General features: G+C 69.8%; 9 protein-coding genes. 6 read left to right on the top strand and 3 right to left on the bottom strand.

Features of this window, described 5'->3' with window-relative positions; translation table 11 throughout:
• Positions 1-211 precede the first annotated feature (211 nt).
• Positions 212-1,372: a porin PorA family protein gene (locus tag GT354_RS18190; RefSeq protein WP_161357347.1), complete on the bottom strand. Its 1,161-nt coding sequence runs from the start codon at positions 1,370-1,372 to the stop codon at positions 212-214.
• A 430-nt stretch (positions 1,373-1,802) separates the two neighbouring features.
• Here GT354_RS18190 and GT354_RS18195 point away from each other — a divergent pair, with 430 nt between their 5' ends.
• The 3 genes from GT354_RS18195 to GT354_RS18205 all read left to right on the top strand — a co-directional run bounded on the left by GT354_RS18195 (position 1,803) and on the right by GT354_RS18205 (position 3,587).
• The gene (locus GT354_RS18195) at positions 1,803-2,162 is read left to right on the top strand and encodes a helix-turn-helix domain-containing protein (RefSeq protein ID WP_161357348.1); all 360 of its coding nucleotides are present in this window, start codon (positions 1,803-1,805) and stop codon (positions 2,160-2,162) included.
• Positions 2,163-2,204: 42 nt separating this feature from the next.
• On the top strand, positions 2,205-2,672 hold the full coding sequence (locus GT354_RS18200) for a hypothetical protein (protein WP_161357349.1): 468 nt from the start codon (positions 2,205-2,207) through the stop codon (positions 2,670-2,672).
• A gap of 69 nt (positions 2,673-2,741) precedes the next feature.
• A complete protein-coding gene (locus GT354_RS18205; protein ID WP_237535123.1) occupies positions 2,742-3,587 on the top strand; it encodes an NmrA family NAD(P)-binding protein in 846 nt (281 codons plus the stop codon).
• 53 nt (positions 3,588-3,640) lie between these two features.
• On the opposite strand, the gene GT354_RS18210 is transcribed toward GT354_RS18205, so the two are convergent.
• Positions 3,641-4,150 (bottom strand): DinB family protein, encoded by a 510-nt coding sequence (locus GT354_RS18210; RefSeq protein WP_161357350.1) that lies wholly within the window; start codon positions 4,148-4,150, stop codon positions 3,641-3,643.
• A 265-nt stretch (positions 4,151-4,415) separates the two neighbouring features.
• Between GT354_RS18210 and GT354_RS18215 the strand changes: the two genes are divergently transcribed.
• Positions 4,416-5,966: an alkaline phosphatase D family protein gene (locus tag GT354_RS18215; RefSeq protein ID WP_161357351.1), complete on the top strand. Its 1,551-nt coding sequence runs from the start codon at positions 4,416-4,418 to the stop codon at positions 5,964-5,966.
• Positions 5,967-6,253: 287 nt separating this feature from the next.
• The gene (locus GT354_RS18220) at positions 6,254-7,915 is read left to right on the top strand and encodes an ABC transporter substrate-binding protein (RefSeq protein WP_161357352.1); all 1,662 of its coding nucleotides are present in this window, start codon (positions 6,254-6,256) and stop codon (positions 7,913-7,915) included.
• 132 nt (positions 7,916-8,047) lie between these two features.
• On the opposite strand, the gene GT354_RS18225 is transcribed toward GT354_RS18220, so the two are convergent.
• Entirely contained in the window at positions 8,048-10,177 is a 2,130-nt protein-coding gene (locus GT354_RS18225) for an MMPL family transporter (RefSeq protein WP_202512014.1), read from the bottom strand.
• 1,219 nt (positions 10,178-11,396) lie between these two features.
• On the opposite strand from GT354_RS18225, the gene GT354_RS18230 reads away from it, so the two are divergent.
• Positions 11,397-12,002: a helix-turn-helix domain-containing protein gene (locus GT354_RS18230; protein WP_346012071.1), complete on the top strand. Its 606-nt coding sequence runs from the start codon at positions 11,397-11,399 to the stop codon at positions 12,000-12,002.
• The last annotated feature ends 317 nt before the right edge of the window (positions 12,003-12,319 follow it).

Below are 12,319 nucleotides of genomic sequence, written 5' to 3' on the forward strand. Positions count from 1 at the left end.
GTCGCCGTCGTCGCTCGCGACCCCTGAGCCCGCGCTCGTCCCCGTGTCGCTGTGATCCGCGCTGATTCCCGGCTCCCTCGTGACCGCCACGCCCCACCCGACAACGGATGGTGCGCCGCCGGCGATCACTAGGACACTCGGAGTCCGCTCCGTGGTTCCACCGAAGCGCGCGACGGCGTCCTGCGACGCCGTCGCGGGCGCACGGCGTGGGTCAGGGAGTTCGGCCGTTGTCGCCGACATCGCCGGTGCCGCCGGTGCCGCTGATACCGCCGGTGCCGCTGATGCCGCTGATGCCGCTCGAACTGTCGGCGGTGGACCGGCCTTCGGCTTCCGTATCGGCTTGCGCGCGAGGTCCCGGCAGGGCCGGATCGGGGCGCGGGCGGCGGGCGCGGCCTTCCAGGTAGATCGCGAGCGCGATCAGCGCGAGGCCGAGCACGAGCGCGGCCACCGGCGCGACGTCGCCCAACAGCCACAGGGCTCGGGCTCCGTCCTCGGCGGTGTTCGCGAGTTCCGCTCGGGACGCGGGTGTGGTGGTCATGGTGAGCGACATGACCGGGAAAAGCTCGACCGGCGCACCTGCGGAGGTGGTGGTGGTCGCGGTGACGGCCTGGGTGGATTCGAGGTCGACGGTCACGCCGGTCTCGCTGTCGACCCAACCGGTGAGGTCGGTGCTGGAGGTGTAGGTCAGCGGCGTGGGATCGGGCTTGTCGGCGGTCGCGGCGCCGACATCGGCCGCCTGTTGGGGGGCGGCGACGCCGGCGAGGCCCTGGACGACCGCCTTGGGCATCGCGGGCGGCAGCGCGCCGAGGGCCGCGGGATCGGTAAGCGCTCCGGTGTGCCGGATCGAGAACACGTAGGTCTCGCGGCCGGCCCGCTTCTCGGTCCTGACGTAGGTGGCCGGGACGGTGGTGCGCGTCGAGGCGTCCCAGTAGGGATAGTTCTTCTTCTTCGGCTCCAGCGGGAAGCCGGCGGACAGACCCTTGTGCGCCTCTGCGGGCACGTTCTTGGGGGCCGGTCGGTCCAGGAGGGTCTTGCGGTCCACGGGCCAGCGCTTCTCGGCCGCCTGGAGGGTCTGTTTCTGCGGGCCGAGTACGACGGTTTTGTCACTGAGCACGATGGTGGAGCCGGAGGTGTCCACCGCTCGCACCCGGCGGTCCGCGGTGATCGGCAGGTCACGCACGATCGCGGCCGGCAGGTTTCCGCTCTGCAGCGCCTGTGGATCGAGCATCGTCATCGCGCCGGCGAAGTGCATCGTGAAGTCGGTGTCGCCGGGCACCTGATGGACGGCCGGCAATACCGCGAACCGCGTGATCGCGCCGGTGGCGACCAGCACGGTCGCGGCGGCGCCGAGATACCAGGACGTTTTTCGCATGTTCTCTCCGTAGGTGGTCGCGTGGCCCGGGAGGCCGGACGACCCCCGACGTCGAGGCGGCGCACCCGACCTGTGGCCAGAACCCCACCAGGGCTCGCGGCCGAACCACACGGAAACGGCGATACCGCCGATGGAATCGCGATTTCGTGGTACATCGGACAAACGTCCGAACCTGCGATCGGGTGTGCGACGAACCCGCCCCGCGGACAGCACCTCGCGTGGCCCGGACGCCCCGAACGAGCAGATGTGGGCCCCGTTCGGGCCGCGTCACCCGGCTCCACCGACACACCACCGGGACGGTGGGTGTCCTCACTGCGCCGGTGTTCCGATCGTGCCGATTAGGCTGGTCGCAGGCCCCGGAACGGTCGAGTACGCACCTTCGCGTGGGTGCTTCCGGCGGGGAAATCCGGCAGACGAGAGGAGCACACGCATGGGCATCACCCGTAGGCCGGGGTCGTACGTCTGTGGCATCGACGCGGCGATGGACGTGATCGGCGGCAAGTGGAAGGTGCTGATCCTGTGGGCCCTCAACGAACACCCGTGTCGTTTCGGCCAATTGCGCCGGATGGTACCCGGGGTGACGGAGAAGGTACTCGCCGCTCATCTGCGTGAGCTGGAGGCGGACGACATCGTGCACCGCGAGGTCTTCGACGAAGTGCCGCCGCACGTCGAATACTCGCTCACCCCGCTCGGCGTCTCGCTGAACGCCGCCCTGGCCCCGCTCGGCGCGTGGGGCCGCGAGAACATCCTCGGCGGCGCGCGGCCCACCCACGAGTCGGTGGTCGGGTAGGCGGTCCGGCCGCTCGAAGCGGGTTCGCGTCGGTGAGCCCTGGTGCGCCGCATCGGCTCGCCCGTACGGTACTTCGCGGTACGTCGAGGCGGCGGGCCGACCGGACAGGCGGGGGACGTACGGACGGGTGCCGACGAGCGGCTCGAACAGGCGAGGTCGTTGTGCGAACAGGCGATCTTCGACGGTGACATCGGCCGGCTGACCGCGGCCGATCGGGAACCGGACGCGGTCGAGGCGGCGTTGGCCCTGGCCCGGGGCCGGGTGGCGCACGCGCGTTTCCTCGACGCTCGCGAGGAGGACGCCGCCGAGCTACCGCTGTTCGAGCAGGCGGCGCAGCTGTACCGCAGCCTGGGCGACGTCCGCGGCGAGGGCGAAGCACTGTTTTGGATCGGGGTGTTCCATCAGGTCGTCCGCGACGACCACGAGGCGGCGGTGCCGATCCTGGCGACGTCGGCGGAGCTCGCGGAGCGGATCGGCGGCCAGGTGGACGAGGCCCGCGCGGTGCTGTAGCCGCGCGGTCCCGCCCCGTCGAGCGCACGGGATTGACTTCAACCGAGGTTGAAGTTCTACGGTCGCCGGATGAGCATGATTTTGGTGATCGGTGCGACCGGTGGCGTCGGCAGGCACGTCGTCTCCTCCCTGGCGGCGACGGGGCCCGAGACGGGAGTCGAGGTCCGTGCCCTCGTGCGCGACCCGGGCCAGGTCACGTTGCCCGCGGGCGTGGAGGCCGTGCGCGGCGATCTGTCCTCGCCGCGGACCCTGGAGGCCGCGCTGCGAGGCGTGCACGGCGTGTACCTGATGTGGCCCGGACTTCCCGTACAGCCTCGCGTGGTCGAGGCGATCGCCGAACACGCCAAGCAGGTCGTGTATCTGTCGACCGACGTCACCGACCTCGCCGACGGCGAACAGCCGACCTCCTTCCATCAGGAGATCGAGCGGCAGATCCGGCAGTCGGGGCTCGACTGGACCTTCCTGCGGGCGATCGACTTCGCCACGAACACACTCGGGTGGGCCGACCAGATCCGGCAAGGTGTCGTGCGTTGGCCGTACGGGCTCGCCGCGCGCTCGCTCGTCCACGAGCGCGACATCGCCGACGTGGCGGTGCGGGTGCTCACCACATCGGGACACGCCGGCGGCAAGTACGTACTCACCGGCCCCGAGGCGATCACCCACGCCGACCAGGTTCGGATCATCGGCGAGGCGATCGGCCGCGACGTGCGCTGGGAAGACCTTCCTCCGGAGAACGCACGCCGGCAACTGACCGCCGCGTGGGGCAACGCCGCCTTCGTGGACGCCAGGTTGGCGGCGTGGCGATCGTTCGTCCACACTCCCGAACGCGTCACCGACACCGTCGAACTCCTCCTGGGCCGGCCCCCTCGCACCTTCCGCACGTGGGCCCGGGACCACGCGGACGACTTCCGTTGACCCGACGGCCGGCCCGTCGCCGGGTCGGCCCCGACCGCAACCTCGACCAGGGGTCAGCGCCGCCGCAGGACACCCCGGACGAAGGCTGCCTGGCCGATGTGTTGCAGGTCGTCGGCGACCACACTGATCAGCCGTACGCCCAGCGTCACCGCCGGATCCCAGTTGTCGTCCACGACGCGGTCGAGATCGGCGTCGGACAGCTCGGCAACGTAGGCGACCGTCCGGGCATGGACCGCGTCGTGATACCCCGTCAGGAGCGCGGCGGAGTCGACCCGCAGCGCGGCCACGTCCTTGCTGCTGTGGCCGTACCCGATCGCGTCGACGGGGAACGACAGCGCGAACCGCTTGTGCCAGTCCTGGGCGGTCCACACCTGCTCGACGCCGGCCACGTCCGCGACGTGGTCGTCCTGGACGCGGGTGAGGTGCCACGCGAGCCACCCGATCGAGTTGGCGTCCTCGTCCAGGCGCACGGCCAACTCGTCTGCGCTCAGCCCGGCCACCGCCTCGTGGAACGTCTCGCGGACCCGCTCGAACGCGTCGAGCAACAGTTCTGCGGTGTTCATGGAACTCCCAAGTGTGTCGTCGCGCGGTCGGCGACCGCCGATCGCCGGTGGCCGCCCGCCGGTCGACAACCGACGCCCGACACCCGACGCCGAGGCCGACGTCCGACCGGATGATCCGGCTTGACGAGTGTGCCTCGCCTGCCCGCCCGAAGGGCGGCAAAACGCGCCGGACGAGTGCGTCGCACGCCCAGTGGCCGACCAGACTTGACGCACCGTCAAGCCGGCGTTGGCCGTGGCGTTGCCGAACACCACTACACACGAATCCATGACCTCTGTGGACAGAAGAACCCTCCTACGTACCGGCACCGTGGTCGGCGCCGGCCTCGCGATCACCCCCGTCGTCGGCGCGGCGGCAGCCGCACCGGACCGGTCGCCGGCGTACATCGCGTCCGGGCGCCCGAATCTGAGCCACGGCGTCCAGAGCGGCGACGCGACCGCGTCCTCGGCGATCGTGTGGGGCCGCGCGGACCGGCCCGGTCGACTGATCGTGGAGTACGGCACCCGCCCCGATCTGCGCGATGCCCACCGTGTACGCGGCCCGTGGCTGACCCCGCAGAGCGACCTCACCGGCCGGGTCCGGCTGCGTGGCCTCGCGTCGGGGCGGCGCATCCACTACCGCGTGCGGGTGGAGGGCGAGCACGGCGCCGCCGGCGAGGCCGTGACGGGTTCGCTGGTGACCGCGCCGAGCGAACGCGCCCGGGCCGCGGTCAGGTTCGTGTGGTCGGGCGACACGGTCGGCCAGGGCTGGGGCAGCAATCCCGATATCGGCGGAATGACCATCTTCGAGGAGATGCGGCGGCTGCGGCCGGACTTCTTCCTGCACAGCGGCGACACCGTCTACTCGGACGGTCCGCTCACCGAAAGCGTCACCCTGCCCGACGGCCGGATCTGGCGCAACGTGGTCACGCCGGAGAAGTCGAAGGTCGCCGAGACGCTCCCGGAGTATCGCGGCCAGTTCGCGTACAACCTGCTCGACCGCAACTACCGCGCGTTCACGGCCGAGGTCGCGCAGGTCAACCAGTGGGACGACCACGAGGTGCGCAACAACTGGTTCCCGGGCCAGATCCTGGACGACGCCCGCTATGGCGAGAAGCGCGTAGACGTCCTGGCGGCCCGCGCCAAGCAAGCGTTTCGCGAGTGGGTGCCGATCGGCGACGACCGCGTGTATCGCAAGCTCTCGTACGGCCGGCACCTGGACGTGTTCGTCCTGGACATGCGCACGTACAAGGACCCCAACGACGACAACCGCTACGCCGACCCCAAGCGCGGTCTGCTCGGCGAGCGGCAGCGGCGATGGCTGATCGAGGGCCTCGCGCAGAGCCGGGCGACATGGAAGGTGATCGCGGCCGACCTGCCCCTGGGCCTGGTGGTACCGGACGGCCCGACCAACCTGGAAGGCGTCGCGCAGGGCGACCCCGGCGCGCCGCTGGGCCGCGAACTGGAGTTCGCCCAGGTATTGGGTTCGGCCCGGCGCTGCGGGGTGCGCGGCATCGTCTTCCTGACCGCCGACGTGCACTACACCGCGGCCCACCACTACGACCCGTCACGGGCCGCGTTCAAGGACTTCGACCCGTTCTGGGAGTTCGTCTCGGGCCCGCTCAACGCGGGCGCCTTCGGCCCCAACGCGCTGGACGCCACGTTCGGCCCGCGCGCCGAGTTCGTCCACGCTCCGCCGCGCGCCAACTACTCCCCACTCGAAGGCTTCCAACACTTCGGCGAAATAGACATCGACGGCCCCACCGGCAACCTCACCGTCCGCCTGCGCGACGCCCGCTCCACGGTCCTGTGGACCAAGACCCTGGTCCCGACCCGCTAGCTCCACCACGGGGGCGAGCCCGGTGCCGACGGGTTCGCTCCCGGCGGGAGCGCGGGACAGGCCGTGTGCGGCGCTCGTGCCGGTGTGGCCGCTTTCGTCATGTCGAAAGGTTTGTCGTTGTGGAGTGAAACGTCCATCTCTACACGGGAAATCGCAATAAAGATCGTTCGTGGGTTCGGCTATGATCCGCGTCCGGATGGACCGGGCGCCCGGATTGTGGGTGGTTGGCCGGCCGGTCCACGGCGGTGTGGGGCCCTCCCGTCCCACTGATCTAAGCGAGGCAAGGCATGAATTCGGCACGCGGGAATCCAGATCTCATAGGCGGCGACCGCTGCGTCGGGGCGGGGCGGGGGACACGTGTCGCGGCGCGCAGGCGTGGCCGCGCGCTACGGGCCGTCGTGCCGGCCGTCGCGGCTCTGCTCGTCCTCGCGGCCTGCGGCGGCGGTGACGAGAAGTCCGGCAAGGACGCCGACACGTCCACCGTCACGCCCAAGACCGGCGGCACGCTGACCGTGGCGATGGCGAGCGACATGCGGTCGATGGACCCGTTCGGCGCGCTCAGCAACTCGTACACCGACAACACCCGGCTCAACACGGTGTACGACTCGCTGTTCTGGCACGAGGCCCGCACGGGCAAGGTGATGCCGCAGATCGGCGAGAGTCTCACTCCCGACGCGGGCAACACGACCTGGACGCTCAAGCTCAAGCCGAACGTGAAGTTCTCCGACGGCACGGCCTACGACGCCGCCGCGGTCAAGTTCACGTGGGACCTGCACGCCGCGCCCGAGCGCAAGTCGTACCAGGCCGGCACGGTGCAGGCGATCAAGTCGACCGAGGTCGTCGACCCGACCACGCTCAAGATCACGCTCAACGGCGCGAACGCCAACTTCGACCACATCGTGGCCTCGAACCTGGCCTTCATCGTGTCCCCGGCCGCCTACTCCAAGGACCCGGCCGGATTCGCCCGCAACCCCGTCGGCGCCGGGCCGTACACGTTCAAGGAGTGGAACCCGGGCGACCACATGACGTTCGTGAAGAACCCGACCTACTGGCAGGGCAAGGACAAGCCCTACGCCGACCAGGTCGTATTCAAGATCATCCAGGACAGCACGCAGGCCCTGGAGACGGTCGTCGCCGGCAGTGCGGACCTGAAGGTCTCGGTCAACGCCGAGGATCCGGTCAAGGCCAAGCAGAAGGGCCTGGAGACCAAGACCGTCACGATCATCGGCGGCGAGTCGCTGTACTTCAACAACAAGCGCGCGCCCTTCGACGACCCGCGCGCCCGCCGCGCGGTCTCGCTCGCGCTCGACGCAGACGAGGTCGACAAGATCTCGTTCAACGGCAACGGCACGCCGACCCACAGCATCTTCCCGCCGGACAGCCCGCTGGTGGACCCCGGTACCGAGACCGTGCAGCGAACCGACCGTGCGGAGGCGCAACGGCTGCTGAACGAACTCGCCGCCGAGGGCAAGCCGGTGAACTTCACCTACTCGATCCCGCAGAACGCGAACGCGGCCAAGACCGCCGAATACATCATGACGCAGCTCAAGACGCTGAAGAACATCGACGTCAAGGTCGCGCCGATGGCCATCGCCGCGTTCCAGACGGACATCGTGATCAACAAGAACTACCAGGCGGCGATGTTCAGTTACTACCTCTCCGACGCCGAGCCGGGGCTGTACACGAACCTGAGCAGCACGAGCCCGAACAACTACCTCCAGTACGCCAACCCGACCGTCGACGAGAACCTCGAGAAGGCCCGGACGACGAGCGACCCGGCGCAGCGCAAGGCCGCGTACACGGCGGTCGCGGGCCAACTCCGCCAGGACGCGGCGCTGTGGACGTACCAGTCGTCGGTGGTCACCGGCTTCCACCGCTCGGTGGTGGTGGGCATGGTGCTGACCAACGACGGAATGGTGATGATGGACCGGATCGGGCTCAAGACCTGACCCGCCGCGCACTCGCGGCCGGCCGCGCCGGGAGGCCCTCCCGGCGCGGCCACACGTGCGGCGGGGCCGACGGGGGAACTCCCCCGTCGGCCCCGCCTGTAGGTTCTCTCTCCTGTTGCCGGCGGTCGCCGGTCAGCTCTTGACCAACACGCTTTCGCGCTTGTCGTCGTCGCCGACCTCGTCCTCCTCGTCGGAGTGGCGCGCGAGTTTGCTCGGCCACCAGATCTTGGGGCCGATGTCCAGGGTCAGTGCGGTCACCAGGACCGACCGTACGATGAACGTGTCGAGCAGGACGCCCAGCGCCACCGCGAAGCCCATCTCGGCGAACGAAACGATCGGCAGCGAGCCCAAGACGGCGAACGTGCTCGCCAGGACCAGACCCGCCGACGTGATCACCCCGCCGGTCGCGGACAGACCGATCAGCACACCCTTGCGGGTGCCGTGCCGCTTGGACTCCTCGTGGACCCGGCTCATCAGGAACACGTTGTAGTCGATGCCCAACGCGACCAGGAACACGAACACGAACAGCGGGAATCCGACGTCCGTGCCCTTGAAGCCCAGCACGTGTTCGAACGTGAACACGCTGATTCCCAGCGCCGCCGCGAACGACAGGACGACGGTGGCGATCAGCATCACCGGCGCCACCACCGCCCGTAGGAGCAGGCCCAGCACGATCAGGACGACGAGCAGGACGAGCGGGATGATCACCTTGTCGTCGTGCTGCGACGCCTTGGTGACGTCGGCCTGGGTGGCCGTGCCGCCGCCGACCTTGCCGTCCGCGTCCGGGACCGCGTGTACCGCGGCCCGTACCCGGTCCACGGTGGCGCGGGCCGCGGCGGAGTCGGGCGACGACGTCAGCGTGGCCTCGATCTGTACCCGACCGCCGGCCACGCCGGTCTGGCGCACCTGGTCGGGCGCGATCCCCTCGACCTGCCCGACCGTTTGGATCAGCGCCGCCGCCGCGCCCTCGCGACCGATGATCACCACCGGGTCGCCGGACCCCGCCGGGAAGTAACGCTCGGAGACCTCTTGGCCCTTGATCGAGGCCGGGGTGTTGGTGAACGAGTCCTTGTTGGCGATGCCGTCGCCGTTGAGGCCGCTCAGACCGAACGTCATCACGCCGAGCACGACCACGGTGACCGCCCACACCACGCGCGGCCCGCGCGAGATGCGCCGGCCGATGCGCGCCCACGGACCGTTGGGAGCGTGCGTCTCGGCTTCGGGCTCGAAGTCGGGACGGATCGGCCAGAACACCCACCGGCCGACGATGACGAGCAGCGCGGGCAGGAGGGTGATCATCGCGAACAGGGCCACCAGCACCCCGAGTGCGCACACCGGGCCCAGCCCCTTGGTGGACTGCATCTCGGCCGCCATCAGGCACAGCATGCCGATGCCCACGGTCGCGGCACTCGCGACGATCGCGGGTCCGGCCCGGAACAGCGCGTGTGCCATGGCTTCGTGGCGATCCTCGAAGCGATGCAGTTCCTCGCGGTAGCGGGCGATCAGCAGCAACGCGTAGTCGGTTCCCGCCCCGAAGATCAACACGGTCAGGATGGCCGCGCTCTGGCCGTTGACCACCAGGCCGGCCTTGGTGAACGAGTACACGACGGCCTGCGCGGCGAACAGCGCCACCACTGCCGTGATCACCGGCAACAACCACAGGCTCGGACTGCGGTAGGTGAACAGCAGGATCAGTACGACCACGCCCAGGGTCGCGTAGAGCAGCGTCCCGTCGATGCCCTCGAACGCGGCGGCCTGGTCGGCGCCGAGCCCCGCGGGACCGGTGACGTACGTCTTGAGGCCGTCGGGGTCGTCCTTCACGATGCTCTTGAGCGCGTCGACGGTATCGCCGAGGTCCTCCCAGCCGCCGTCCTTGATGGTGACCGGGACCAACACCTGGGCGGCCCGGCCCTGCGGGTCGAAGCTCGCCGGGCGCACCTGCTCGCTGATGCCCTCGGCGGTCCGGAACTTCGTGATGTCGTCGGCTATCGCGCTGCGGTCGGCGTCGGACAACCCGGACGCGCGCTCGTAGACGATGACGGCCGGCACGGAGGTGTCGGGCCGGAACGCCTTCTGCTCGTTGATCACCTTGGTGGACTCGGCGTTGGCCGGCAGCCACGACGAGACCTCGTTGTTCTGCGCGTCGGTCAGCTTGCTCGACAGCGGCATGGCCACGGCGAGCAGGATCACCCACAACACGAGGACGACCCACTTCGAGCGACGCCCGCACGGCAGTGCCGCGAGCGCCTTGATCCTGTTCATGTTTCCCCCAGCTGAGATGCTGATTTCCAATGCGTGGCCGGCTGATCGGTTGGCGTCACGAAGTCGGCTCTACGCCGGGTTGCTCGGCCGGGCGATCGACGTGGGCAACGAACACCCCGGCGGGCCCGGGGTGTTCGGAAGTGCGCGTGGTGCGTTGAGTGCGTTGCGTGGATTGTGTGAGGTGAGACTGTCGCACGCGACGAAACTCATCGGCGGATGGCGAATCGATCGATATACGGTGGGCAGCGGGCCGAACAAAGCTGCGGCTCGCGTGCGCGCGGGCACGAACCTACCGTCGTCGACGATCTCCCGCTCGCAATTCCTGCGCCAAAGAGGGGCATTCGCGTTCCGGGTGGGTATCGAAGGTGAAAGGGTCCGGAATCCCGCAGCCGGCCGGCAACGACAACGACTCGGGAGGTCGAGGTCATGACGCGCATCACGATCACGAAACGCCCCACCGCGACGCGCCCGCGCCCGCCCCTCGACCTGCGGACTCCGTCCGGCCGCCCACTGCCTTATTGAGGCGAGCCCATCGAGGCGAAAGTGGCGGTTTGGCAGGGGAAATGGCGCGCGTGGATGCGGCCGGGCCGACGGGGTGGTGAGGGGTCGGCGCGGCGGCTCGGGGTGGTGGGGCACGGCGACGGAGGGCGGTTCGGCTTCGTCGGGTGCCCGAAAGTCGGCAGGGTGGGCGAGTTGCTCCTCGGGCCACCCGCTGCCGGCCTCGGCCGGAGATCCGGACGTGTTGTCGCGCAGGGCGGACTGCCGATTGTTTCCGGCGAGTTACCGCTCGCTCGACGTCGGGTCGCCGCTTTGCGGGTTGTCGTCGAATCGGTTGCCGACACCGACTTGTTGTGAGGCGCCCGTGGACTATCGGCGAGGACGAGTCGTTCGATGGTCGGCCGTTCTCTTTCGGCTCGACGGATCAGATCGTTGTAGTCGGCACGTTGTTTGGTGTCGGGGAATGACGCGGGGATGGTGTGGCCGGGCCGGGTCGGGTGCTGTTCGGCAGATTCTTGTTGTCGAATGGATTGTTGATCGGCGAATTGTTATCGGCGCTGGTTTGCTTCGCCGCTTCGTCTCCGAGGGAGCCTGCCGGCAGCGACCCCGTCGAGTTCGCCCGCAGTAGAAAGCCGCTACTTGGGCGACGCCGAAAAGCTGGTAGCCGCGACATGTCCGTCGCAATTATCCACTGATGTGGGCGCTGGAGTAGCATGTTCCGGTGACGGAACCAAAGCACCAGCCCCTGCGCGCCGACGCCCAACGCACCGTGCTCGCGATCCTGGAGGCGGCCGAGCGCACCCTGTCGGCCGACCCGGCGGCGACCATGGAACAGATCGCCGAGGCCGCCGGTGTCGCTCGCACCACCATCCACCGCCGCTTCGCCACCCGCGAGGCGCTGCTGGACGCGCTCACCGGCTGGGCCGCCGGCCGGTTCGCCGAGGCCGTCGCCTCGGCCCGCCCCGATGCCACGCCGCCGCTGATCGCCCTCTATCAGGTCACGGCCAACGTCCTTCGGGTGAAGAGCGGTTGGGCCTTCGCGATGAACCGCTCCGTCGACCCGTCCCACGACGAGGCCGCCCGCATCCACGCCGAGGTCGCCGAGGCCTGCGCCCGGTTGTTCCGCCGCGCCCAGGCGGCCGGCGTACTGCGCCCGGACGCCGACCTGGACTGGAGCCGCCGCGTCTACTACGCCCTCATCCACGAAGCCGCCATGGAAGCGGCCACCGACGGCGCCGATCCCGACGTCCTGGCCGCCCGCACCGTGGACACCCTGTTGCGCGGGGTCGGCTCCGCCGAGGGCCTCGGTTCCACCGGGTCCCCGTAACCGCGCGCGTCCGACAGCGGGGCTCCGAGCGGGCAAGTGTGACCTTGCTCGGCCTGAATCGGCGGAATCGGCGGGCGTTCGTCGGATCGGGTGCTGCGGGTCGACGGCGGGGCCCGGCGGTTGGTGTGGCAGCGTCGGTCGGGGATCGACGGCGGCTGTCGGTGGCCGTCCCGCCGACAGTCGGTGTTCAGGCCCCGGCGGCTGCCGCGAAGGCGAGCGCGTACGACGTCACGTCCTCGGCGAGCGCGGCCGCGAACGCCGGGATGCCCGTGTGGTCGGCGGCCTCGCGCCAGGCCGCGCCGAGGATCGCGCCGCCG

Source organism: Streptomyces sp. SID3343 (assembly GCF_009865215.1).
Classification (GTDB): Bacteria; Actinomycetota; Actinomycetes; order Streptomycetales; family Streptomycetaceae; genus Embleya.

Coding starts and splice junctions, on each gene's coding strand:
- GT354_RS18215 (WP_161357351.1), top strand. CDS start 4,416: ATGACCTCTGTGGACAGAAGAACCCTCCTACGTACCGGCACCGTGGTC.
- GT354_RS18225 (WP_202512014.1), bottom strand. CDS start 10,177: ATGAACAGGATCAAGGCGCTCGCGGCACTGCCGTGCGGGCGTCGCTCG.
- GT354_RS18205 (WP_237535123.1), top strand. CDS start 2,742: ATGAGCATGATTTTGGTGATCGGTGCGACCGGTGGCGTCGGCAGGCAC.
- GT354_RS18195 (WP_161357348.1), top strand. CDS start 1,803: ATGGGCATCACCCGTAGGCCGGGGTCGTACGTCTGTGGCATCGACGCG.
- GT354_RS18220 (WP_161357352.1), top strand. CDS start 6,254: ATGAATTCGGCACGCGGGAATCCAGATCTCATAGGCGGCGACCGCTGC.
- GT354_RS18190 (WP_161357347.1), bottom strand. CDS start 1,372: ATGCGAAAAACGTCCTGGTATCTCGGCGCCGCCGCGACCGTGCTGGTC.
- GT354_RS18210 (WP_161357350.1), bottom strand. CDS start 4,150: ATGAACACCGCAGAACTGTTGCTCGACGCGTTCGAGCGGGTCCGCGAG.